At 65.7% G+C, this 24,607-nt stretch carries 18 protein-coding genes and 3 tRNA genes; 11 read left to right on the forward strand and 10 right to left on the reverse strand.

Annotated elements, in window-relative coordinates; translation table 11 throughout:
* Positions 1-63: 63 nt before the first annotated feature.
* From ACYVKR_RS13035 to ACYVKR_RS13045, 3 genes are read left to right on the forward strand one after another with little or no spacing between them, the layout of a single operon-like run.
* Entirely contained in the window at positions 64-1,059 is a 996-nt protein-coding gene (locus ACYVKR_RS13035; protein WP_460481341.1) for a Bug family tripartite tricarboxylate transporter substrate binding protein, read from the forward strand.
* 8 nt (positions 1,060-1,067) lie between these two features.
* Positions 1,068-2,384 carry a lyase family protein gene (locus ACYVKR_RS13040; RefSeq protein ID WP_460481342.1) on the forward strand — a complete coding sequence of 439 codons (1,317 nt, stop codon included), beginning with the start codon at positions 1,068-1,070 and terminating at the stop codon, positions 2,382-2,384.
* A gap of 5 nt (positions 2,385-2,389) precedes the next feature.
* Positions 2,390-2,839 (forward strand): carboxymuconolactone decarboxylase family protein, encoded by a 450-nt coding sequence (locus ACYVKR_RS13045; protein ID WP_460481343.1) that lies wholly within the window; start codon positions 2,390-2,392, stop codon positions 2,837-2,839.
* A gap of 135 nt (positions 2,840-2,974) precedes the next feature.
* Here the strand turns inward: ACYVKR_RS13045 and purL are convergent, their stop codons facing one another.
* Positions 2,975-7,021, reverse strand: coding sequence for a phosphoribosylformylglycinamidine synthase (purL, locus tag ACYVKR_RS13050; protein ID WP_460481344.1), 4,047 nt, complete (start codon positions 7,019-7,021; stop codon positions 2,975-2,977).
* Positions 7,022-7,179: 158 nt separating this feature from the next.
* On the opposite strand from purL, the gene map reads away from it, so the two are divergent.
* Positions 7,180-7,995, forward strand: a complete 816-nt coding sequence (gene map / locus ACYVKR_RS13055; protein WP_460481345.1) for a type I methionyl aminopeptidase — start codon at positions 7,180-7,182, stop codon at positions 7,993-7,995.
* A gap of 73 nt (positions 7,996-8,068) precedes the next feature.
* Complete coding sequence (locus ACYVKR_RS13060; protein ID WP_460481346.1) at positions 8,069-10,711, forward strand: bifunctional uridylyltransferase/uridylyl-removing protein GlnD; 2,643 nt, start codon at positions 8,069-8,071, stop codon at positions 10,709-10,711.
* Between the two features lie 50 nt (positions 10,712-10,761).
* Here ACYVKR_RS13060 and def read toward each other — a convergent pair whose 3' ends face one another.
* Positions 10,762-11,301 (reverse strand): peptide deformylase, encoded by a 540-nt coding sequence (gene def, locus ACYVKR_RS13065; protein WP_460481347.1) that lies wholly within the window; start codon positions 11,299-11,301, stop codon positions 10,762-10,764.
* 125 nt (positions 11,302-11,426) lie between these two features.
* On the opposite strand from def, the gene ACYVKR_RS13070 reads away from it, so the two are divergent.
* From ACYVKR_RS13070 to ACYVKR_RS13080, 3 genes are all read left to right on the forward strand, one after another.
* Positions 11,427-11,502: transfer RNA gene (locus ACYVKR_RS13070), tRNA-Asn, on the forward strand.
* A gap of 40 nt (positions 11,503-11,542) precedes the next feature.
* Positions 11,543-11,618: transfer RNA gene (locus ACYVKR_RS13075), tRNA-Asn, on the forward strand.
* 56 nt (positions 11,619-11,674) lie between these two features.
* A tRNA-Asn gene (locus tag ACYVKR_RS13080) sits at positions 11,675-11,750 on the forward strand.
* A 37-nt stretch (positions 11,751-11,787) separates the two neighbouring features.
* On the opposite strand, the gene ACYVKR_RS13085 is transcribed toward ACYVKR_RS13080, so the two are convergent.
* Positions 11,788-12,129, reverse strand: coding sequence for a hypothetical protein (locus ACYVKR_RS13085; protein WP_460481348.1), 342 nt, complete (start codon positions 12,127-12,129; stop codon positions 11,788-11,790).
* A gap of 251 nt (positions 12,130-12,380) precedes the next feature.
* On the opposite strand from ACYVKR_RS13085, the gene aat reads away from it, so the two are divergent.
* The 3 genes from aat to ACYVKR_RS13100 are packed head-to-tail and all read left to right on the forward strand — an operon-like array spanning position 12,381 to position 14,773.
* Entirely contained in the window at positions 12,381-13,166 is a 786-nt protein-coding gene (gene aat / locus ACYVKR_RS13090; protein WP_460481349.1) for a leucyl/phenylalanyl-tRNA--protein transferase, read from the forward strand.
* Entirely contained in the window at positions 13,159-13,926 is a 768-nt protein-coding gene (locus tag ACYVKR_RS13095; RefSeq protein ID WP_460481350.1) for an arginyl-transferase family protein, read from the forward strand. The genes aat and ACYVKR_RS13095 overlap by 8 nt, the downstream gene beginning before the upstream one ends.
* Before the next feature lie 46 nt (positions 13,927-13,972).
* Complete coding sequence (locus ACYVKR_RS13100; RefSeq protein ID WP_460481351.1) at positions 13,973-14,773, forward strand: IclR family transcriptional regulator; 801 nt, start codon at positions 13,973-13,975, stop codon at positions 14,771-14,773.
* A 59-nt stretch (positions 14,774-14,832) separates the two neighbouring features.
* Here ACYVKR_RS13100 and pbpG read toward each other — a convergent pair whose 3' ends face one another.
* The 7 genes from pbpG to ACYVKR_RS13135 form a co-directional block, all read right to left on the reverse strand.
* Positions 14,833-16,002, reverse strand: a complete 1,170-nt coding sequence (gene pbpG, locus ACYVKR_RS13105; RefSeq protein WP_460481352.1) for a D-alanyl-D-alanine endopeptidase — start codon at positions 16,000-16,002, stop codon at positions 14,833-14,835.
* A gap of 118 nt (positions 16,003-16,120) precedes the next feature.
* The gene (locus ACYVKR_RS13110; RefSeq protein ID WP_460481353.1) at positions 16,121-17,659 is read right to left on the reverse strand and encodes a 2-isopropylmalate synthase; all 1,539 of its coding nucleotides are present in this window, start codon (positions 17,657-17,659) and stop codon (positions 16,121-16,123) included.
* Positions 17,660-17,741: 82 nt separating this feature from the next.
* Entirely contained in the window at positions 17,742-19,427 is a 1,686-nt protein-coding gene (gene leuA / locus ACYVKR_RS13115) for a 2-isopropylmalate synthase (protein WP_460481354.1), read from the reverse strand.
* A gap of 245 nt (positions 19,428-19,672) precedes the next feature.
* Positions 19,673-20,536: a CDP-diacylglycerol--serine O-phosphatidyltransferase gene (gene pssA / locus ACYVKR_RS13120; RefSeq protein ID WP_460481355.1), complete on the reverse strand. Its 864-nt coding sequence runs from the start codon at positions 20,534-20,536 to the stop codon at positions 19,673-19,675.
* A 248-nt stretch (positions 20,537-20,784) separates the two neighbouring features.
* On the reverse strand, positions 20,785-21,801 hold the full coding sequence (gene ilvC, locus ACYVKR_RS13125; RefSeq protein ID WP_460481356.1) for an NADP-dependent ketol-acid reductoisomerase: 1,017 nt from the start codon (positions 21,799-21,801) through the stop codon (positions 20,785-20,787).
* 67 nt (positions 21,802-21,868) lie between these two features.
* A complete protein-coding gene (gene ilvN, locus ACYVKR_RS13130) occupies positions 21,869-22,360 on the reverse strand; it encodes an acetolactate synthase small subunit (protein ID WP_460481357.1) in 492 nt (163 codons plus the stop codon).
* A gap of 185 nt (positions 22,361-22,545) precedes the next feature.
* A complete protein-coding gene (locus ACYVKR_RS13135; RefSeq protein WP_460481358.1) occupies positions 22,546-24,330 on the reverse strand; it encodes an acetolactate synthase 3 catalytic subunit in 1,785 nt (594 codons plus the stop codon).
* Positions 24,331-24,607: the final 277 nt, after the last annotated feature.

Below are 24,607 nucleotides of genomic sequence, written 5' to 3' on the forward strand. Positions count from 1 at the left end.
GCTTGGCCCTGCCGCACACTCGGTATCCACGATTCCCCAAAACCGCCCCCAGGAGACCCGCCCATGCATTTCCCGCTCTCGCGCCGCAAGCTGCTGGCCACTTCGGCCACAGCCCTGCTGGCCGGCGCCGCCCACCCGCCCCTGTGGGCGCAGGCCACCGGCAAGGTGGTGCGCCTCATCGTGCCCTTCGCCCCGGGCGGCGGCAACGACGTGTTCGCGCGCCAGATGGCGCATGGTTTGGGCGAGCAATTCAAGCGCAACCTGATCGTCGAGAACCGCCCTGGCGCGGGCGGCAACCTGGGCACGGAATTCGTCGTGCGCGCGGCGGCCGACGGCACCACGCTGCTGCTCGGCCACACCGGCACCGTGTCCATCAATCCATCGCTCTACCAGGGGCTCAAGTTCAATGCGGCCACCGACCTGCAGCCGCTGGCGATGTTCGCCTCGTCGGCCCTGCTGCTCGTGGTGCCGGCCCAGTCGCCCTACCAGGATGTGAAGCAGCTCGCGCAGGCGCTGCGCACCGACAAGTCCAGGCACTTCACCTATGCCTCCAGCGGCTCGGGCACCGGCGGCCACCTCACGGGCGAGCTGTTCATGCACGAGCTGCAGGCCCAGGCGACGCACGTGCCCTACAAGGGCACCGCGCCGTCGCTCACCGACCTGGTCGGCGGCATGGTGGACTTCAGCTTCGGCGTGATCCCCTCGGCCATGGCGCTGGTGAAGTCCGGCAAGCTGCGCGCACTGGCCATCACCAGCGGCAAGCGCCACGCGCTGCTGCCCGACGTGCCCACCGTGGCCGAATCGGGCGTGCCCGAGCTGGCCAAATTCGAGAGCACGCTGACCTATGGCATCCTCGGGCCCAAGGGCCTGCCCGCCGACACGGTGAAGGCCCTGGGCGGCCAGATCCTGCAGGTGGCGGCCACGCCGGCCTTCCAGTCCAAGCTGGGCGTGGAAGGCGCCGAGCCGCTGCTGGGCGACGCGGCCGCCTACGGCCAGCGCATGCGCGCCGAAAACGCCAAGTGGGCCGCGGTGATCAAGGCCTCGAAGGTGCAGGTCTGAGGCCCGCCATGTACCTGATGCAGGACTACCTCGCGCCGCAGACCGAGGCCGCCGTCTTCACCGACGAGCAATGGCTGGCCGCCCTGCTCGCCTTTGAATCGCAGCTCGCGCAGGCGCAGGCCGAATGCGGGCTGATCCCGCAGGCCGCGGCCGATGCGATCACCCTCGCCTGCGACAGCGTGGCGCTGGACCGCGACAGCTTTGCCACGCAAGCCCGCCACAGCGGCGCGGTGGGCCTGGCGCTGACCCGGCCGCTGCAGCAGTGGCTGGTCGCGCACGCGCCGCAGGCGCTGCCCTGGCTGCACTGGGGCACGACCACGCAGGACGCGGTGGATACCGCGCATGCCATGCTCACGCGCGATGCTCTGGCGCAGTTGCAGTCGGCGCTGGAGTCGCTCTGCGCACCGCTCGAACGCCTCGCACGCGAGCATGCGCAGACGCCCATGCTGGCGCGCAGCTTGCTGCAGCCGGCGCAGGTCACCAGCTTCGGCTTCAAGTGCGCGCAGGCGCTGGCGGCGCTGCGGCGCTCGCGCGAGGCGCTGCGGGGCCTGTCGGCCTCGGCGCTGTGCGTGCAGCTCGGCGGCGCGATCGGCAACCGCGCGGCTTTCGGCCAGCACGGCGCCAAGCTCGAGGCCGCGCTGGCCCGGCGCCTGCAGCTGCACCCCGCCGGCCACGCCTGGCACACGCAGCGCGACCATTGGATGCGCCTGGCCATGGAAGTCGCGGTCTGCAGCGGCGGCCTCGCCAAACTGGCCAAGGACTGGGCGCTGCTGGCGCAGTGCGAGGTGGGCGAGATCAGCGAGGCCGCGCGCGGCGCCACGTCGAGCGCCATGCCGCACAAGCGCAATCCCGTGCACTGCATGCAGGCCGTCGCGCAGACGCAGGCCGTGCCGCACATCGCCTCGCTGCTGCTGTCCTGCATGGCTCAGGCGCACGAACGCGCGCTGGGCGAATGGCAGGCCGAGGTTGCCCACTGGGCCTCGCTCTGGCAGCATGCGATAGCGGCCTGCCAGGCGCTGGCGCTGGCCACCTCGGGCCTGCAGGTGCATGCGGGCCGCATGCAGGCGAACATCGATGCCTTGCAGCAGGTGATTTTTTCCGAAGGCCTGGCGCAGGCGCTGGCGCCCTTCGTGGGTGCGGACCAGGCGGCCTCGCTGGTGGCGCAGCAGTCGGAAATCGCGCTGGCGGCATCGCGCCCCTTAAGCGAGCTGCTGATGCAGCATGCCGCCCAGCCCGAGGCCCGCCGTGCGCTGGCCGAGGCCACCGACCTGCAGCGCGCCGTCCTTGCCTCGGCTGCCGCCTGCCACGATTTGCTGAAGGAATAGAAACCATGCCCCTGTCGCCCGACTCCATCGAACAAGGCCTCGCCAACCGCCGCCGCGTGCTCGGCGACGCCTGGGTGGACCAGTCCATCGCCAACGCCAATGCGCTGAACGTGGAGTTCCAGCGCCTGATCACCTCCTACGCCTGGGACCAGGTCTGGAGCCGCCCGGGCCTGGACCGGCGCACGCGCCGCCTCATGGTGTTGGCCACCACCGCCGCCATGGGGCGCTGGGAAGAGTTCGAGCTGCACATCCGCACCGGCCTGCTGGCCGACCCGAGCGACGCGGAAGCCGCACCGCTGGACGTGGACACCATCAAGGAAGTGCTGCTGCAGACCGCCGTCTACGCCGGCGTGCCCGCGGGCAACACCGGCATGGCGATTGCGCTCAAGGTGCTGCGCGAGCTGGGCCGCGCACCGGCACCAGCCGCCTTCGGCCTCGAACCCGGCGCAGCCTGACGGGCTGCCGCCATCCGCAAGCAATCAAGGAAAATTGGCCTCTAGCGCTTATACAGCAAGCGCCAATAGCTATTTATTAAATAGCAAAAACCTTGCGACGCCGCCCCCGGCATGCAGGAGCGGCGCCACAGGGCATCACCCCAGCCACTTGCGCGCGTTGCGCCACACACGCATCCAGGGGCTGAACTCGGACTGGTCGCCCGAAGTCCAGCTCATCTGCACGTTGCGGAACACGCGCTCGGGGTGGGGCATCATGGCCGTGAAGCGGCCATCGGCCGTGGTCACGGCCGTGAGGCCGCCGGCGGAGCCGTTCGGGTTGAACGGGTACTGCTCGGTGGGCTTGCCGTGGTTGTCCACGTAGCGCATCGCGGCGATGGCCTTGCCGGCATTGCCGCGGTATTTGAAGTTGGCGTAGCCCTCGCCGTGCGCCACGGCGATCGGCAGGCGGCTGCCGGCCATGCCCTGCAGGAACAGGCTGGGCGACTCCAGCACCTCGACCATGGACAGGCGCGCCTCGAAGCGATTGCTCTGGTTCTGCGTGAAGCGCGGCCAGTCCTGCGCGCCGGGGATGATGTCGGCCAGCTCGGCGAACATCTGGCAGCCGTTGCAAACGCCCAGGCCGAAGGTGTCGGTGCGGCCGAAGAACTGCTGGAACTGCTCGGACAGGCGCTCGTTGAAGGTGATGGAGCGGGCCCAGCCGATGCCGGCGCCCAGCGTATCGCCATAGCTGAAGCCGCCGCAGGCCACAACGCCCGCGAAGTCCTTGAGTTGCGCACGGCCGGTCTGCAGGTCGGTCATGTGCACGTCGACGGCGTCGAAGCCAGCCTCGGTGAAGGCATAGGCCATTTCCACGTGCGAGTTCACGCCCTGCTCCCGCAGTACGGCCACTCGTGGTCGTGCTGCCCCCAGGGACGGTACGGCCACGCCCGGCTTGGCGGCGAGGTTCAGGAACGGCGCGGCCGGGTTGTCCTGCGGGTCGAAGCCCAGGCGCAGGTGCATGCCGGGGTCCGACGGCTCGCCGGCGGCGGCGTGCTCGCTGTCGGCGCAGGCCGGGTTGTCGCGCTGCTGGGCGATCTTCCAGCTCACGGCGTCCCAGACCTGGTGCAGGTCGGACAGGCTGGCGCCGAACACCTTCTTGGCGTCACGCCAGACCTGCAGCTCGCCCTTGCCCACGTCGATGCTGCTGGACAGCGGCCGCGTGTTGCCGACGAAATGGCTGCAGGTGGCGAGGCCATGCTCGCGCAGCGTCTGCATGACGGCGTTGCGCTCGCTGGTGCGCACCTGCAGCACCACGCCCAGTTCCTCGTTGAACAGCGCGCGCAGCGTCATCTCCTCGCGGCGGCCGCTGACCTGCTGCGCCCAGTTCTTGGCGTCGCCCGATTCCATGCGGCTGTCGCTGATGCCGTCGCCTTCGGTGACCAGCATGTCCACGTTCAGCGCCACGCCCACATGGCCGGCAAAGGCCATCTCGGCGGCCGTGGCCAGCAGGCCGCCGTCGCCCTTGTCGTGGTAGGCCAGGATCTGGCCCTTGGCGCGCAGCGCGTTCACGGCATCGACCAGCGCGACCAGGTCCTTGGCGTTGTCGAGGTCGGGGGTTTCGTTGCCGGACTGGTTCAGCACCTGGCCCAGGATGGAGCCGCCCATGCGCATCTTGCCGCGGCCCAGGTCCACCAGCACCAGCGTGGTGTTCTCCTCGTCGGCGTCGAGCTGCGGCGTGAGCGTGCCGCGCACGTCGTCGATGGAGGCAAAGCCGGTGATGATCAGGCTGACGGGCGAGGTGACCTTCTTCACCGCGCCGTTCTCGCTCCACTGCGTGCGCATCGAGAGCGAATCCTTGCCCACGGGAATGGAGATATTCAGCGCGGGGCACAGCTCCATGCCCACGGCCTTCACGGTCTCGTACAGCGCGGCGTCTTCGCCGGGCTCGCCGCAGGCTGCCATCCAGTTGGCCGACATCTTGACCTTGGACAGCTCGATGGGCGCGGCCAGCATGTTGGTGATGGCCTCGGCCACGGCCATGCGGCCCGAGGCTGGGGCGTTGATGGCCGCCAGCGGCGTGCGCTCGCCCATGGCCATGGCCTCGCCGGCAAAGCCCTTGAAGTCGGCCAGCGTCACGGCCACGTCGGCCACCGGCACCTGCCAGGGGCCGACCATCTGGTCGCGGTGCGTGAGGCCGCCCACGGCGCGGTCGCCGATGGTGATGAGGAAGCGCTTGGAGGCCACCGTCGGGTGCGCCAGCACCTCGATCACGGCCTTTTCCAGCGGTACGCCGTCGAGGTTGATCGCCGGCAGCTCGCGCGTGACGGTCGCCACGTCCTTGTGCACCTTGGGCGGCTTGCCCAACAGCACGTTCATGGGCATGTCCACGGGGAATTTCTGGTCGCCAGCGGCGACCGCCGTGTCCTCCAGCACCAGCTGGCGCTCCTCGGTGGCCGTGCCGATCACCGCGAACGGGCAGCGCTCGCGCTCGCAGAAGGCGGTGAACTGCGCCAGCGACTCGGGCGCGATGGCCAGCACGTAGCGTTCCTGCGATTCGTTGGACCAGATTTCCTTCGGAGCCAGGCCCGATTCCTCGAGCTTGACGGCGCGCAGATCGAAACGCGCGCCGCGGCCCGCGTCGTTGGTCAGCTCGGGGAAGGCATTGGACAGGCCGCCGGCGCCCACGTCGTGGATGGCCAGGATGGGGTTGTCCGCGCCCTGCTGCCAGCAGTGGTTGATGACTTCCTGCGCACGGCGCTCGATCTCGGGGTTGCCGCGCTGCACGGAGTCGAAGTCCAGCTCGGCCGCGTTCGTGCCGCTGGCCATGGAGCTGGCCGCGCCACCGCCCATGCCGATGCGCATGCCGGGGCCGCCGAGCTGGATCAGCAGCGTGCCGGCCGGGAATTCGATCTTCTTGGTGAGATCCGCGTCGATGATGCCCAGGCCGCCCGCGATCATGATGGGCTTGTGGTAGCCGCGGGTGATGTCGCCCACCTGCTGCTCGTACTCGCGGAAGTAGCCGGTCAGGTTGGGACGGCCGAACTCGTTGTTGAACGCGGCGCCGCCCAGCGGGCCCTCGAGCATGATCTGCAGCGGGCTGGCGATGTGCTCGGGCTTGCCGACCTCGCTGCCCCAGAGCTTGGAGACGGTGAAGCCCGTAAGGCCCGCCTTGGGCTTGGAGCCGCGGCCGGTCGCGCCTTCGTCGCGGATCTCGCCGCCCGCGCCGGTGGAGGCGCCGGGGAACGGAGAGATGGCCGTCGGGTGGTTGTGCGTTTCCACCTTCATCAGCACATGGTTGGTGGCACTCGTCTTTTGATAGCTTGGCGCGCTTGCTGCGCCTGCCTTGGAGTCGAATTTGGCTACAAATCGCTCCACCGCATGGCCTTCCATGATGGAGGCGTTGTCGGCATAGGCCACGACGGTGTGCTGCGGCGAGAGCTGCTCGGTGTTGCGGATCATGCCGAACAGCGATTTCTCTTGCGCCACGCCGTCGATGGTGAAGTTGGCGTTGAAGATCTTGTGGCGGCAGTGCTCGGAGTTCGCCTGGGCGAACATCATCAGCTCCACGTCGGTGGGGTTGCGCTTGAGGCCCTTGAAGGCATCGACCAGGTACTCGATCTCGTCGTCGGCCAGGGCCAGGCCCCATTGCTTGTTGGCGGTCTCCAGTGCAGCGCGGCCGCCGCCGAGCACGTCGACGAACTCCATGGGCTGGGCCTGCAGTGTGGAGAACAGCTGCTCGGCCTCGGCCTGCGTGGCGAAGACCGATTCGGTCATGCGGTCGTGCAGCAGCGCGGCGATCTGTGCGGTCTGCTCGGCGCTCAGCTCGGGCGTGCCGCCGAGCAAGCCCGACTTCAGGCTGATGCGGTATTCGGTGATGCGCTCGACGCGGAACACCTCCAGACCGCAGTTGCGCGCGATGTCGGTCGCCTTGGAGGCCCAGGGCGAGATCGTGCCCAGGCGAGGCGTGACGAACAGCGCCACGCCGTCCTCCGGCCCGGCATACGGGTCGCCATAGGTCAGCAGCGCCTGCAAGCGCTCGCGCCCGGCGGCGGCCGGCTCGGTCTGGGTGGCCACCAGATGGACGAAACGGGCAGCAATGCCCGTTATCTTTGGATGGATCGCGGCGAGCGCGGTCTGCAGTTGCTGGGCGCGAAAAGCGCTAAGGGCATTCCCACCCGCAAATGAAATCAGGTGCAAGGTCACGTGGCGGCCTATGGAGGAGAAAAAGGAGATCGAAAAGAAAGAGACTGCTGCAAGGCGGTGCGCCCGCGCGTCGGCAACCCGGGATTCTACTGTGCCCCCTCCCTGGACTAAGCCAGTTCCCCGGCATGCCAATCGGCCGGGTGGGATAATTCGCCGCCATGAGCATCAAAATCAATTCCGCCGAAGACATTGGACATATGCGCGAGGCCTGCCGCTTCGCGTCGGAAGTGCTGGACTACATCACCCCCCACATCCGCCCCGGCATCACCACGCTGGAGATCGACCGCCTGGGCCTGGAATGCATGACCCGCCAGGGCACCAAGTCGGCCACCATCGGCTACCAGCCGCCGGGCATGGTGCCCTACCCGGGCCACCTGTGCACCTCGGTGAACCATGTGGTCTGCCACGGCATCCCCAACGACAAGCCGCTGAAGAAGGGCGACATCGTCAACGTGGACGTGACGGTCATCACCGATGCCGGCTATTTCGGCGACACCAGCCGCATGTTCGTCGTGGGCGAAGGCACGATCGCCGGCAAGCGCCTGTGCGACCTGACCTTCCAGGCCATGTGGCTGGGCATCCAGCAGGTGAAGAACGGCGCCCGCCTGGGCGACATCGGCCACGCCATCCAGAGCTTTGCCGAGGGGCACGGCCTGTCGGTGGTGCGCGAGTACTGCGGCCACGGCATCGGCAAGGTGTTCCACGACGAGCCGCAGATCCTGCACTACGGCAAGCCCGGCACCGGCGTCGAGCTGCGGACCGGCATGATCTTCACCATCGAGCCCATGCTGAACCTGGGCCGACGCGAGATCAAGGACTGGGGCAACGACGGCTGGACCGTGGTGACCAAGGACCGCAGCCTGTCGGCCCAGTGGGAGCACACCGTGGTGGTGACCGACACCGGCTTCGAGGTGCTGACGCTGTCCGAAGGCTATCCGCCGCTGCCGGACTTCGTGACCACCACCAAGTGCTGAAAGCACTCTGAACCAGGGCTGACATGGCATAGTCATTGCTTGCCTCAGTGTGATTCCACGAACTGACCGAACAATGACCGCCACGCCCGAGCCCTCCGCCCTTTCTGCCCTTCCCACGGTTCGCCAGCGCTACCAGCAAGACCGCGAGCAGGTGTTCGCCACCATCATGGACAGCAGCAGCGGCACCCGCGGCATCGCTGCCCACCTGCGCCGCCTGTCGGCGCTGGCCGACGGGCTGCTGCAGGAGCTGTGGCAGCGGGCCGGGGTGCCCGCACCGCTGTGCCTGGCCGCCGTGGGCGGCTATGGGCGCGGCGAGCTGTTCCCCTACTCCGACATCGATGTGCTGGTGCTGCTGCCCGACGACGCGGACATGCACGGCAACACGCCCGAAGCCCAGCAGCTGCGCGGCAGCATCGAGGCCTTCATCGGCATGTGCTGGGACATGGGGCTGGAGATCGGCTCCAGCGTGCGCACCGTGGCCGACTGCGTGCGCGAGGCCGCGGCCGACATCACCGTGCAGACGGCGCAGCTCGAGGCCCGCCGCGTCACCGGCGACGCCGCGCTGTTCCGGCAGTTCCAGCAGGCCTTCAACCGGGCGCTCGACCCGCAGGCCTTCGTCGTCGCCAAGACGCTGGAGATGCAGCAGCGCCACAGCAAGTACGAGAACACCGCCTACGCGCTGGAGCCGAACTGCAAGGAATCGCCCGGCGGCCTGCGCGACCTGCAGCTCATCCTGTGGATCGCCCGCGCCACGCGGCTCGGGCGCAACTGGAAGGAGCTGGCCACCAACGGCATCGTCACGCCCTACGAGCTGCGCAACCTGCAGCGCAACGAGGCGCTGCTGAGCCTGATCCGCGCGCGGCTGCACATCCTGGCCAAGCGGCGCGAGGACCGGCTGGTGTTCGACCTGCAGACCACCGTGGCCGAGTCCTTCGGCTACGCGAGCGAGACGCCGGCGGGCCACCGCTTTCCGGTGCGCGCCAGCGAGCAGCTGATGAAGCGCTACTACTGGGCCGCCAAGGCCGTGGTGCAGCTGTCGCAGATCATGCTGCTGAACATCGACGAGCGCCTGCACCCCGGCAACCACAGCCCGCGCCGCATCGACGACGAGTTCTTCGAGAAGGCCGGCATGATCGAGGTGGCCGAGGACGACCTCTACCGGCGCAACCCGCACGCCATCCTGCGCACCTTCCTGCTGTACGAGACCACGCCGGGCGTCAAGGACCTGTCGGCGCGCACCTTCCGCGCGCTGTACCACGCACGCAACGTGATGGGCGCCGAGTTCCGCAAGGACCCGGTCAACCGCGCCACCTTCATGGCCATACTGCAGCAGCCCGCGGGCATCACCCACGCCATGCGGCTGATGAACCAGACTTCCGTGCTGGGGCGCTACCTGTGGCCCTTCCGCCGCATCGTGGGCCAGATGCAGCACGACCTGTTCCACGTCTATACGGTGGACCAGCACATCCTGATGGTGCTGCGCAATGTGCGGCGCTTCTTCATCGCCGAGCATGCGCACGAATACCCGTTCTGCTCGCAGCTGGCCGCGGGCTGGGACAAGCCGTGGCTGCTGTACGTGGCCGCGCTGTTCCACGACATCGGCAAGGGCCGCGGCGGCGACCATTCCGAGATCGGGGCCCACGAGGTGCGGCGCTTCTGCAAGGAACACGGCATCGCCAAGGCCGATGCGCAGCTGGTCGAATTCCTGGTGCGCGAGCACCTGACCATGAGCCAGGTCGCACAGAAGCAGGACACCAGCGACCCCGACGTGATCCGCGCCTTTGCCGAGCGCGTGGGCAACGAGCGCTACCTCACCGCGCTGTACCTGCTGACGGTCGCCGACATCCGCGGCACCAGCCCCAAGGTGTGGAACGCCTGGAAGGGCAAGCTGCTCGAAGACCTGTACCGTGCCACGCTGCGCATGCTGGGCGGCCGCGCGCCCGACATTGCCTCGCAGGTGGAAGCCCGCAAACGCGAGGCCCTGGTGCTGCTGGCGCTGCAGGCTCAGCCGTTCGAGTCGCAGAAGGCGCTGTGGGAGACGCTGGGCGTGCAGTACTTCATGCGCCACGAGGCGGCGGACATCGCCTGGCACACGCGCCAGCTCTCGCGTGCCGTGGGAACGGCCGCGCCCATCGTGCGCGCGCGGCCGTCGCTGGCCGGCGACGGCCTGCAGGTCATGGTCTACACCGCCGACCAGCCCGACCTGTTCGCGCGCATCTGCAGCTACTTCGACCGCGCCGGCCTGTCGGTGCTGGATGCGCGCATCCACACCGCGCTGAACCGCTATGCGCTCGACACCTTCCAGGTCGCCACGCAGACGCTGCAGCAGCACTACCGCGAACTCGCCACGCTGGTGGAAAGCCATCTGACCCAGGTGCTGGTCGCCGCCGGCCCGCTGCCCGAGCCGGTGCAGCGCCGCGTGTCGCGCCGGGTCAAGAGCTTTCCGGTGGCGCCGCGCGTGTCGCTGCAGCCCGACGAGAAGGGCCAGCGCTGGCTGCTGTCGATCTCGGCCGCCGACCGCGCCGGCCTGCTCTACACCGTGACCCGTATCCTGGCGCGCCACCACCTGAGCGTGGAGCTGGCCAAGATCAGCACGCTGGGCGAGCGCGTGGAAGACACTTTTCTGCTGCAGGGTGCCGAGCTGCAGAGCAATGTGCGCCAGATCGCCCTCGAAACCGAGGTGCTGTGGGCGCTGGCCGACCACACAGAAAAATAAGCAAAATCAGGCTCTAGCACTTATGCAGCAAGTGCCAGCAGCTATGATTTTCAATCATCCTCGGCGGCATTGATGTCGGGGAACAGCACCTCGGTGAACCCGAATTGGCTGAAGTCGCGCATGCGCATCGGGTACAGCTTGCCCCACAGGTGGTCGCATTCGTGCTGCACCACGCGGGCATGGAAGCCATCCACCGTGCGGTCTATCGGGTCGCCATACTGGTCGAAGCCGGTGTAGCGGATGCGTGCCCAGCGCGGCACCAGCCCGCGCATGCCGGGCACGGACAGGCAGCCTTCCCAGTCGCTCTCCTCCACGTCGGACAGCGGCGTGATCACCGGATTGACCAGTACCGTCGGCGGCACCAGCGGCCGGTCGGGATAGCGGGGATTGCGCTCGTTCGAGCCGAACATCACCACCTGCCGGTCCACCCCGATCTGCGGCGCTGCCAGCCCCGCCCCGCTGGCGGCGCGCATGGTGTCGAGCAGGTCCTGCACCAGCAGGTGCAGCTCGTCGGTGTCGAACGCGGTCACGGGCTGGGCCACGCGCAGCAGGCGCGGATCGCCCATTTTCAGGATTGGAAGTATCGCCATAGGTCTTGCGCGGGTGGAGCTGAGGATCTGCGGCGCATTGTCGCACCGGCCCGTCGGCGTCCCGATCAGAAAATTGCCGGGCATGGCGAACATCCCCAAAATTCATCGTATAATCGCGGTCTTATTCCTCAATAGCTCAGTTGGTAGAGCGCCGGACTGTTAATCCGTAGGTCCCTGGTTCGAGCCCAGGTTGAGGAGCCAAGATTTTTCAAGCCTTGCAATCGCACAAGGTCACCGACATTCCTCAATAGCTCAGTCGGTAGAGCGCCGGACTGTTAATCCGTAGGTCCCTGGTTCGAGCCCAGGTTGAGGAGCCAAAATTTTCAAGCCTTGAATCCTTGCAATCGAACAAGGTGCACAAGGTTACCGACATTCCTCAATAGCTCAGTCGGTAGAGCGCCGGACTGTTAATCCGTAGGTCCCTGGTTCGAGCCCAGGTTGAGGAGCCAGTACAAAGCCTGCACTTCGGTGCAGGCTTTTTTATTTTCAGGCTGCGCGCATCTGCCCGGACAGATCACTGCCACCCTCCGATGCCAGCGGCTTGACCACGCCGGACGGGCGCTGCGGACTGGGCATATGCTCTGCCGCGCCGGCAGCGGCACGGGGCGCGGCCTGCTGCGGAGCCACCGCCTCCACACCAGCTTCCCAAGCCGCAATCTCCTGCTCGAGCCGGGTGACCCGCTGCGCATACATCTCGGCCATGGCCTGGTAGTGCTCCGCGGCTATCGAATGCTCCAGCACGGCCATCCGCGCCTCTTCCAGGTAGGCCCTGGCACGGCGGATGTGCTTGGGGTCGGAAAACTTGCCCACTCCTTTGGAAAACAACATGGCAACCTCCTATGGGGTGCCGCACCATCAAGCACGGCCCGGTTTCCATGGTTGCAGCAAAGCCTGGCGATGACTGTAAGCAATTACCTTGGGAAGGTCCCAGTTGACATGCATTTGCAAATGCAGGCGGTTTTTTCAGGCCCAGGGGAAGCCGCAGGCACAAAACTGATAGCTGAATGCCTTGGCGAGCCGCCCTGCTCCGACCATCGGGCACAATGGCCGCTACCGCCGATCGCACCACAAACTGTTGCATGCCTCCAACAACCGCGTCTCCCTCGCTGCGCTGGCTGACCGCAGACGATTCTTTCCCCGAGGCAGACGAGGCCTGGGGCCCCGACACCCCGCACCCAGGCCTGCTGGCCGCCGGCGGCGTGGTGGACAGCACCCACCTGAAGGCCGCGTACGCGCGAGGCATCTTCCCTTGGTACAGCCCGCACTCGCCGCCGCTGTGGTGGTCTCCCGATCCCCGCATGGTGCTGCAGCCGGGCAACTTCCGCCTTCACCGCTCGCTCGAGAAGACACTGCGCCGCTTCGCGCAGGACCACACAGCCCAGATCCGCATCGATACCGCCTTCGCCCAGGTGATCGACGCCTGCAGCCGCATTCCGCGCGAAGGCCAGGACGGCACCTGGATCGTCGACGACATCAAGGCCGCCTACACCCAACTGCACCGCGAGGGCCTGGCGCACAGCGTGGAGGTCTGGCGAGGCGAACGACTGGTGGCCGGCCTGTACTGCGTGGCCCTGGGCCGGGCCGTGTTTGGCGAATCGATGTTCACCACCGAGAACGACGGCTCCAAGATCGCGCTGACAGCGCTGGTGCACCTGTGCCGGCGCCACGGGGTTGCCATGATCGACTGCCAGCAGAACACCCGGCACCTGGCCTTCATGGGGGCGGCCGAAGTACCCCGCCGGCAGTTCCTGCAAGCCGTGCGCGAAGGCATCGCCCTAGCGCCTGTACGGTGGGAGTTTGCACGCACGGATTGGGCTGACATAATCTCACTATCCGAAATCACATCTCCAATCGTGGATGAGTAGACTGAACGAGCTTCCCCTTCAGACGCTCCAGTTCTATGCAACGGCCCCCTATCCGTGCAGCTATCTGGACTCGCACCTTGCGCGCTCGCAAGTGGCAACGCCCAGTCACGCCATCCAGCAGGACGTCTATTCCGGCCTGATCCAGCAGGGTTTTCGCCGCAGCGGCCTGTTCACCTATCGCCCCTATTGCGACGGCTGCCAAGCCTGCGTTCCGCTGCGCATCAAGGCGCTGGAGTTCGCGCCGCGCCGCAGCCAGCGCCGCGCCTGGGACAAGCACCGCCAACTGCAGGTACGCGTGCTGCCGCTGAGCTTTCTGCGCGAGCACTACGACCTCTACCTGGCCTACCAGGCCTCGCGCCACGCCGGCGGCGGCATGGACCACGACAGCATTGACCAGTACTCGCAGTTCATGCTGCAAAGCCGCGTGAACTCGCGGCTGGTGGAGTTCCGCGAGCCCGCCCCCGGCCCGGCACTGGGCACGCTGAAGATGGTGTCGATCATCGATGTGCTCAACGACGGCCTCTCCGCCGTCTACACCTTCTACGCCGACGACCCAGGGGCCAGCTACGGCACCTTCAACGTGCTCTGGCAGATCGAGCAGTGCCGCGCCATGGGCCTGCCCTACCTGTACCTGGGCTACTGGATCGCCGAAAGCCCCAAGATGCGCTACAAGGCCGGCTTCCACCCCTACGAGATCTACCGCCAATCCGGTTGGATCAACCCGCAAAATACTATTAATTCAGAAGCAGGTAGCGCTTGATACATCAAGCCTAGGCCCTGATTTCACTCATAAATACCAGTACCCCATGACCAAAGCCTCCCCAGCCCCGACCACCAAGCCCAGCGTGCAGGTGATCGAGCGCATGTTCACGCTGCTCGATGTGCTCGCATCGCGCGAAGAGGCGGTCTCGCTGAAGGAGCTGAGCGAAATCACCGGCCTGCATCCGTCCACCACACACCGCATCCTGAACGACCTGACCATCGGCCGCTTCGTGGACCGCCCCGAGTCCGGCAGCTACCGGCTCGGCATGCGCCTGCTGGAACTCGGCAACCTGGTGAAGGCCCGCATCAACGTGCGCGAGGCCGCCCTGCAACCCATGCGCCACCTGCACCTGGTCACGCAGCAGGCGGTGAACCTGAGCATGCGCCAGGGCGATGAGATCGTCTATGTGGAGCGCAGCTTCAGCGAGCGCTCGGGCATGCAGGTGGTGCGCGCCATCGGCGGCCATGCGCCGCTGCACCTGACCTCGGCGGGCAAGCTCTTCCTGGCGGCGGAAGACCCCGAACGCGTGCGCGCCTACGCCATGCGCACGGGCCTTGCCGGCAACACCAAGAACAGCATCACCAACCTGGCCGTGCTCGAGCGCGAACTGTCCAAGGCACGCCAGTACGGCATCGGCCGCGACAACGAGGAACTGGAACTGGGCGTACGCTGCATGGCCGCAGGCATCTACGACGACCAGGGCCGACTGGTGGCCGGGCTGTCGGTGTCGGCGCCTGCCGATCGCCTCGATGAGAACTGGATTCCGCGCCTGCAGGCCACGGCCGGCGAAATCTCCGAAGCCCTGGGCTACAGCGCCGAACGCAGCCGCCAGCGCACGCGCTGATGACTTCCCAATAAAAAACGCGGGCCCAGGCCCGCGTTCTTCATTGCGCTGCCAGCATCTCAGTGCTTGGCGGCCACCAGTTCGCCGTGGTGAGCCTCCAGCCAGGTGCGCACGCGCTCGGCATCGGCCAGGCGGCTGAACTTGCCGGCGGAATCCAGGAACACCATGATGAGCTTGCGCCCGGCCACCTGGGCCTGCATCACCAGGCAGCGGCCCGCTTCGGAGATGTAGCCGGTCTTCTGCAGGCCGATGTTCCACTCGGGGCTACGCACCAGGCGATTGGTATTGTTGAACTGCAGCGTGCGCTGGCCCACTTCCACCTCGTACGAGGGCGACGTGGTCAGCTCACGCATCACCGGCTCGGCATGTGCCACATTCACCAGCGTGGCCAGGTCGCGTGCGCTCGACTGGTTGGAGCTGGACAGGCCCGTAGGCTCGACGTAGCGCGTATCAGTCATGCCCAGGATGCGGGCCTTCAGGTTCATCTGGTAGACGAAGGATGCCAGCCCGCCTGGATAGGTCCGACCCAGCGCATGGGCCGCACGGTTCTCGCTGGACATCAGCGCCAGGTGCAGCATTTCGCCGCGGCTCAGCGTCGTGCCCACGCGCAGGCGCGAGCTGCTGTTCTTCTCGGTGTCCACGTCGTCCTGCGTGATGGTGATCATCTCGTCCATCGGCAGACCCGCCTGCGAGATGATCAGTCCCGTCATCAGCTTGGTGATCGAAGCGATCGGCAGCACGGCCTGGTCGTTCTTGCTGAACAGCACTTCATGCGTGTCCTGGTCCACCACCAGCGCCACGCTGGACTTGAGCGACAGCGGATCGTTCACGTCGTGCAGGCCGGCCATCTGTCCGAACGACAGGCGCTCGGGAATGATCACCGGCGCGGCCGCCACGGCCGCGTGCGCGCCATGCTTGCGCAGCTTGGCGGTCAGCATCTTCTCGCCCTTGCCTCCCTTGCGCCCACCACGCTCGGCCACCTGGGTGTGCTTGGCACCTTTCTTGGTGCTGGCAGCCACTTCCTTCTTGCTGCGCCCATTGCGCTCGCCCTTGGCCACGGCCGCCTTCTTGGTCGGCTTGGCCGCCACATGCGTCTTCTGCGAAGCAGTGGACGCCGCCTTCTTTTTCTGCGCCGCCTGTGCCGCCGGCAGCGAAATGCTCACCGTCAACGCCAAAATTGTAAAAATTTGCGTAAAACGACGTAAAACGCTGCAATGACGGGTGGCCATGGTGCTATCCCCAACAAGAAAACTGAGCTGCTATCACATTTCGTTAATTGAAAAATCGCGCAATTTCATAGACTTACGCGACTCTTCAATTATTTAAGTGAAATTATATTCCGAAGCCTCAGCCTTGGGCAGCCACCCGCTCGGTTTGATCTTGTAACTTGTTCAGCGCACTGATGTAGGCCTTGGCCGACGCCACCACGATATCGGGGTCAGCACCTACTCCGTTCACGATGCGGCCGCTGCGCTGCAGGCGCACCGTCACCTCGCCCTGGCTCTCGGTGGAACCACTGATGGCGTTCACCGCGTAAAGCACCATTTCCGCCCCACTGTGCACCTGCGACTCGATGGCTTTCATCGATGCATCGACCGGGCCGTTGCCGGTGGCTGCACCCTTGACCTCGGTGCCGTTGGCGACGAACACCACCTCGGCGTGAGGCTGCTCGCCGGTCTCGCTCGACTGCGACAGCGACACCAGGCGGTACATCTCGCCGCTGGCCTCTGCGCCTTCGGTGTTGACCAGCGCCAGGATGTCCTCGTCGAAGATCTCGCTCTTGCGATCGGCCAGGTCCTTGAAGCGCGCAAAGGCGGCGTTGATCTCGCCCTCGCTGTCCATCACCACGCCCAGCTCCTGCAGGCGCTGCTTGAAGGCGTTGCGGCCGGACAGCTTGCCCAGCACGATCTTGTTGGCCGACCAGCCCACGTCTTCGGCGCGCATGATCTCGTAGGTGTCGCGGGCCTTGAGCACGCCGTCCTGGTGGATGCCGGAAGCGTGCGCGAAGGCATTTGCGCCCACCACCGCCTTGTTCGGCTGCACCACGAAGCCGGTGGTCTGGCTGACCATCTTGCTGATGCCGACGATGTGCTGCGGGTCGATGTTCAGGTCCAGGCCGAAATAGTCCCTGCGGGTCTTGACCGCCATGACGATCTCTTCGAGCGAGCAGTTGCCCGCGCGCTCGCCCAGGCCGTTGATCGTGCACTCGATCTGGCGCGCACCGCCCAGCTTCACGCCGGCCAGCGAGTTGGCCACAGCCATGCCCAGGTCGTCGTGGCAGTGCACCGACCAGATGGCCTTGTCGCTGTTCGGGATGCGCTCGCGCAGGCTGCGGATGAACTCGCCGTACAGCTCGGGCACGGCATAGCCCACGGTATCGGGCACGTTGATGGTGGTCGCGCCTTCGTTGATGACAGCCTCGAAGACCCGGCACAGGAAATCGGGATCGCTGCGCGAGGCGTCCTCGGCGCTGAACTCGACATCGCCGCACAGGTTGCGCGCAAAGCGCACCGACAGCTTGGACTGCTCGAACACCTCGTCGGCCGACATGCGCAGCTTCTTCTCCATGTGCAGCGGACTGGTGGCGATGAAGGTGTGGATGCGCGCACGGTTGGCGGGCTTGAGCGCCTCGGCCGCGCGGGCGATGTCGCGGTCGTTGGCACGGGCCAGCGAGCAGATCGTCGAGTCCTTGATGGCCGCGGCGATGGCCTGCACGCATTCGAAGTCACCGTTCGAGCTGGCCGCGAAGCCCGCCTCGATCACGTCCACGCGCAGGCGCTCCAACTGGCGCGCGATGCGCAGCTTCTCGTCCTTGGTCATGGACGCGCCGGGGGACTGCTCGCCGTCACGCAAGGTGGTGTCGAAAATAATCAGTTGGTCGCTCATCGTGTCAATCTCCAATAGGTATCCGTGCTCTTGCAGTTGGCTGCCGGGCCACGCCGAACATAACCCGGCAGTTTAAGCGTTTTCAGGCTTCGGCGGCTTCGGGCTGCTCCTGGGGCAAGGCAATCTGTGCGCTGCGCTGCAGGCCGCTCATCACGGCGCGGATCGCGGCCTGGGTGATGTTGCTGTCCAGGCCGATGCCATACAGCGTCTCGCTGTCGCCGATGCGCAGTTCCACATAGGCCGCGGCCTGCGCGCCGGCGCCCGAGGCGATCGCATGCTCGTGGTAGTCGAGCACTGCCACGGGCATGCCGAACACCGCGGATACGGCATTGACGAAGGCCTCCAGCGGGCCGTTGCCCGTGCCCTGGACCGCATGGGTCGCAGCGCCCCAGTGCATGTCGCCCGAGATGCTCACCTGCGCGCCATCGTCCGCAATGCGGCATTGCGACAGGCTGCGCGTCGCACTGACCTGGTATTCGCGATCCACCAACTGCCAGATGTCGGCGGCGGTGAACTCCTTGCCTTCCACGTCCATCGCGCGCTGCACCACCTGGCTGAGCTCGATCTGCAGGCGGCGCGGCATCACGAGGCCGAGACTTTCCTCGAGCAGGTACGAGATGCCGCCCTTGCCTGACTGGCTGTTGACGCGGATCACTGCTTCGTAGCTGCGGCCCAGGTCTTTCGGGTCGATGGGCAGGTAGGGCATCTCCCAGATGTCGCCCTCCTTGCGCGCCGCGAAGCCCTTCTTGATGGCGTCCTGGTGCGAGCCGGAGAACGAGGTGTAGACCAGTTCGCCCACATAGGGATGGCGCGGCGACAGCGGCAGCTGGTTGCAGTGCTCGACCTCGGCGCGGATGGCATCGATGTTCGAGAAATCGAGCTCGGGCGACACGCCCTGCACATAAAAATTCAAGGCCACGTTGACGATGTCGAGGTTGCCGGTGCGCTCGCCGTTACCGAAGAGGCAGCCCTCCACCCGGTGCGCGCCGGCCATGATGGCGAACTCGGCGGCGGCCGTGCCGGTGCCGCGGTCGTTGTGCGGATGCACCGAGAGCACGACCTCGGGACGGTCCTGGAAGCGGCGCACCATCCACTCGATCTGGTCGGCAAAGACGTTGGGCGTGGCGTTCTCCACGGTGGTGGGCAGGTTGAGGATGATGGGGCGGCCCGGGCCCCAGGCGGCGATGGCGGTCTCGCAGGCCTCGAGCGATACCTCGAGCTCGGCCAGCGAGAAGCACTCGGGCGAATACTGCAGCACCCATTCAGTCTCGGGCCGCGCATCGGTCAAGTCCTTCAACTGGCTGATATGGGTCTGCACCAGGTTCATCACCTCGGGCACCGACATGTTGAAGACCACCTTGCGCCAGGTCGGCGCCACCGCGTTGTAGACATGGACGATGGCGCGGGGCGCGCCGCGCACGGCGTCGACGGTGCGTTCGAGCAGTTCGGCGCGCGCCGGAGTCATCACCTGGATGGTCACGTCATCGGGGATACGGTCTTCCTCGATGAGCTTGCGCACAAAGTCGTACTCGATCTGCGAGGCCGCCGGAAAGCCCACCTCGATCTCCTTGAAGCCGATCTTCACCAGCAACTCGAACATGCGCAGCTTGCGCGCCAGGTCCATGGGCTCGATCAGGGCCTGGTTGCCGTCGCGCAGGTCAGTGGACAGCCAGATCGGCGCCTTCGTGATCTGGGCATCGGGCCAGGTGCGGTCGCGCAATTGGATGGCAGGGAAGGCACGGTACTTGGTTGCTGGGTTCTTCAACATGGTGAAAGGTCTTTCTCAAATCATGGGTGGCGATTCGGAGACCAGCAACCTGCAAAAACAATTCGGCCCGTTGCTGGTGCTAACGGGCCGATGGGGTTGGTACTTGCTTGCCGTACCTGTGTCTGTCGTTGGTACGCGCGCTACCGCCTCTGCCCGTGGGACATCAGTAGTAGTGCTAGCGACAGGTTTTGCATGCGGTTCACTTTATCACAATTGCTGCACTGCGCAAGCCGCGCGAGAAAAAATCAATCGTCGTGCAGGCCGCGTTCGTCGGGCTCGTCCTTCGACGTGGCGACGATGCTGACCGGATGGCCCTTGGCCTTGCGCCAAGCGTAGATCACGTAGCCCGAGAGCGAATAGCCGACGAAGATCAGGAACAGCATGGTCGCCGGCTCGATGCTGACCACGCCGATCAGGAGCGCGATCACCACCAGGATCACGAAGGGCACGCTGCGGCGGCCGCCGAAATCCTTGAAGCTGTAGTACGGCGTGTTGGTGACCATGGTCAGCCCGGCGAACATGGTGACGGCGAACATGATCCAGCTCAGGTCGTCGCGGCTGGTGGGCAAGCCGCCGAACAGCGAGATGACATCGCCGAACAGCGGCACATCGCGGTGCGACACCAGCAGCGCGCTGGTCAGCCAGATGAAGCCGGCCACGAGGGCGGCCGCGGCCGGCGAAGGCAGGCCCTGGAAGAAGCGCTTGTCCACCACGCCGGTGTTCACGTTGAAGCGCGCCAGTCGCAGCGCCGCGCAGGCGCAGTAGACGAAGGCCGCGATCCAGCCCCAGCGGCCCAGCGGGCGCAGCGCCCACTCGTAGGCGATCAGCGCGGGCGCGGCGCCGAAGGAGACCATGTCGGACAGCGAGTCCATCTGCTCGCCAAAGGCGCTCTGGGTATGCGTCATGCGGGCGACGCGGCCGTCCAGGCTGTCGAGCACCATGGCGCAGAACACGCCGACGGCGGCGGATTCGAAGCGGCCGTTCATCGCCATCACGATGGCGTAGAAGCCGCCGAACAGCGCTGCCAGCGTGAACAGGTTGGGCAGCACGTAAATGCCTTTGCGCCGCTTGCGCTGCGGCAGACCGGCATCCGGTTGGTTGTCAAGCATCAAATAGGACTCCAGCGCAGGCACGGCAAGCGCTTCTAGCTCTCGAATTCATAGTCCGCCACCAACGGCATGCGGTGGGCGGATGCGTGCGCCAGTGTAGCGGTTTTGCTCCGGGCCGCCCATGAAAAAGGGCCTCGTGAGAGGCCCGATGCTTATCAAAAAAGGAGCTGCCAGCGCTTGCTCTGCAATGGATTGCAATAGTTTTCTATGGCAATCCTTTATACAGCGAGCGCCAGCCGCTCTCTTTTTTAGTTGCGGGTCTGGTCGACCAGCTTGTTCTTGGCGATCCAGGGCATCATGGCGCGCAGCTGGCCACCGACCTTTTCGATCGGGTGATCGGCGGTGTTGCGGCGGCGGGCGGTCATTGCCGGGTAGTTCAGGCGGCCTTCCTGGATGAACATCTTGGCGTAGTCGCCGTTCTGGATGCGCTTGAGCGCATTGCGCATGGCCACGCGCGACTGCTCGTTGATGACTTCGGGGCCGGTCACGTACTCGCCGAACTCGGCGTTGTTCGAGATCGAGTAGTTCATGTTGGCGATGCCGCCTTCGTAGATCAGATCCACGATGAGCTTGAGCTCGTGCAGGCACTCGAAGTAGGCCATCTCGGGCGCGTAGCCGGCTTCCACCAGGGTCTCGAAGCCCATCTTCACCAGCTCGACGGCGCCGCCGCACAGCACGGCCTGCTCGCCGAACAGGTCGGTCTCGGTCTCTTCCTTGAAGTCGGTTTCGATGATGCCGGCCTTGCCGCCGCCGTTGGCCATGGCGTAGGACAGGGCCAGGTCACGGGCCTTGCCGGTCTTGTCCTGGTGCACGGCGATCAGGTGGGGCACGCCGCCACCCTGGGTGTAGGTGTTGCGCACGGTGTGGCCGGGGGCCTTGGGCGCAACCATCCACACGTCCAGGTCGGCACGCGGGATGACCTGGTTGTAGTGCACGTTGAAGCCGTGCGCGAACACCAGCGAGGCGCCCTGCTTGATGTTGTCCTTGACGTTCTCGGAGTACACCTTGGCGATGTCTTCGTCGGGCAGCAGGATCATGACCACGTCGGCCGCCTTGACCGCGTCGTTCACTTCCATCACCGTCAGGCCGGCCTTCTCGGCCTTGGGCCAGGAGGCGCCGCCCTTGCGCAGGCCGACCACGACCTTCACGCCGCTGTCGTTCAGGTTCTGGGCGTGTGCGTGGCCCTGGCTGCCGTAGCCGATGATGGCAACGGTCTTGCCCTTGATGAGGGACAGATCACAGTCCTTGTCGTAGAAAACTTTCATGTTGGCTCCTGATGAATCGGAAAATTCGGGGGTGGAAAAAAGAAAAAACTGCGCCGGAAACGCTGGTTCAGACGCGCAGGATACGCTCGCCGCGGCCGATGCCGCTGGAGCCCGTGCGCACGGTTTCCAGGATGGCGCTGCGGTCGATGCCGTTCAAGAAGGCATCGTTCTTGGCCTGGTCGCCGGTGATCTCGATGGTGTAGCTCTTCTCGGTGACGTCGATGATGCGGCCGCGGAAGATGTCGGCCATGCGCTTCATCTCCTCGCGCTCCTTGCCCACCGCGCGCACCTTGACCATCATCAGCTCGCGCTCGGTGTAGGCGCCTTCGGTCAGGTCCACGACCTTGACCACCTCGATCAGCCGGTTCAGGTGCTTGGTGATCTGCTCGATCACGTCATCCGAGCCGGCGGTGGTGATGGTCATGCGCGACAGCGAGGCATCCTCGGTGGGCGCCACGGTCAGCGACTCGATGTTGTAGCCACGGGCCGAAAAAAGCGCCACCACGCGGGACAGCGCACCGGGTTCGTTCTCCAGCAGAACGGCAATGATGTGTTTCATGAGAGAAGATTCCTCTTTTTGCGACGGCAGCACGATCAACAAGTGGTCGCAGAAAACTGCCGTTTTTCGCTGCCCTCCCCCGACACCGGTAAGTGCTGGGCTCGGCAGGCAATAGATTCGTCAAAAAATGCTATTTAAAGAATAGCTGCTCACGCTTGAGGGGCAAGCGCCAGCAGCCCATTCGCTTACAGGTCCTCGGCTCCCAGCAGCATCTCGGTGATGCCCTTGCCCGCCTGCACCATCGGGAACACGTTCTCGGTGGGATCGGTGCGGAAGTCGAGGAACACGCTCTTGCGCTCTTCGCGCACGATGCGGCGCGCCTCGCGCAGCGCGGCCTCCACGTCCTGGGGCTTCTCAATCAGCATGCCCGCGTGGCCATAGGCCTCGGCCAGCTTCACGAAATCGGGCAGCGAATCCATGTAGCTGTGGCTGTAGCGGCCGGAGTACTCGATCTCCTGCCACTGGCGCACCATGCCCAGGTAGCGGTTGTTCAGCGAGCAGATGACGATGGGCGTCTCGTACTGGCGGCAGGTGGCCAGCTCCTGGATGTTCATCTGCACCGAGCCTTCGCCGGTGATGCAGAACACCTCGCTGTCGGGCTTGGCCAGCTTGATGCCCATGGCATAGGGAATGCCCACGCCCATGGTGCCCAGGCCGCCCGAGTTGATCCAGCGGCGCGACTCCTCGAAGCGGTAGTACTGCGCCGCCCACATCTGGTGCTGGCCCACGTCGGAGGTGATGTAGGTGTCGGCGTCGCGGGTCATGTTCCACAGCGTCTCGACGACAAACTGCGGCTTGATGACCTCGGTGTTCTCGCGGTCGTAGCGCAGGCAGTCGCGGCTGCGCCAGCCTTCGATAGTCTTCCACCAGGCTTCCAGCGCCGCGGCGTCGGGGCGGGCCGTGGCCTCGCGGATCATGGCGATCAGCTCGGTGAGCACTTCCTTGACGTCGCCGACGATGGGTACATCGACACGTACGCGCTTGGAGATGCTGGACGGATCGACGTCCACATGGATGATCTTGCGGTCCGGCACCGACATGAAGTGCTTGGGGTTGCCGATCACGCGGTCGTCGAAGCGCGCGCCCACGGCCAGCAGCACGTCGCAGTTCTGCATGGCGTTGTTGGCTTCGATCGTGCCGTGCATGCCCAGCATGCCCAGGAACTTGCGGTCCGACGCCGGATAGGCGCCCAGGCCCATCAGCGTGTTGGTCACCGGATAGCCCAGCATGTCCACCAGCGTGCGCAGCTCCTGCTCGGCACCGCTCAGCAGCACGCCGCCGCCGGTGTAGATGTAGGGACGCTTGGCCGCCAACAGCAGCTGCAGGGCCTTGCGAATCTGGCCGCTGTGGCCCTTCTTCACCGGGTTGTACGAGCGCATCTCCACCGTCTGCGGATAGCCGGCGTACAGCGTCTTCTTGAACGACACGTCCTTCGGGATGTCGACGACCACCGGGCCGGGACGGCCGGTGCGCGCCACATGGAAGGCCTTCTTCATCGTGATCGCCAGATCGCGCACGTCCTTCACCAGGAAGTTGTGCTTGACGATGGGACGCGTGATGCCGACGGTGTCGCATTCCTGGAACGCATCGAGGCCGATCGCCGCCGTGGGCACCTGGCCCGAGACGATCACCATCGGGATGCTGTCCATGTAAGCAGTGGCAATACCGGTGACCGCATTGGTCAGGCCGGGGCCGGACGTTACCAGCGCTACGCCCACGTCGCCCGTGGCACGGGCATAGCCGTCGGCCGCATGTACCGCCGCCTGTTCGTGGCGCACGAGCACGTGCTGCATGGTGTCCTGCTTGTACAGGGCATCGTAGATATAGAGGACGGCGCCACCGGGGTAGCCCCAGATGTACTTGACGCCTTCGGCCTGAAGTGACTTGATCAGCACTTCAGCGCCCATCAATTCTTGGGGTTGCTGCGCTGCGGCAGCTGCTGACGAGAGTTCAGCCTTGGACATTTCCATGATCAACCTTTGTGAATTTCTCTGACGAAAAACCTAGGGTGCTCCTTGTGCAGCTCTTGTGAAGCCCACTCGGAACTTGAGGCCAAGGACATAGGCGAGATGCTTGCGACGCCGGACCGTGACCCTTTTGCCATTTGTAAAGATGAAAATACATTATCGCACTGCAGCATCGCATTTGTGCGACTAAGCTGGAAAAAATTACCTGCGGTGCGATAATCGCACGTTTTCACGGTGCATTTTGGATGTACAAAAAGCACAACACTGCATCCCGAAATGC

The organism is Comamonas humi, from assembly GCF_054782535.1.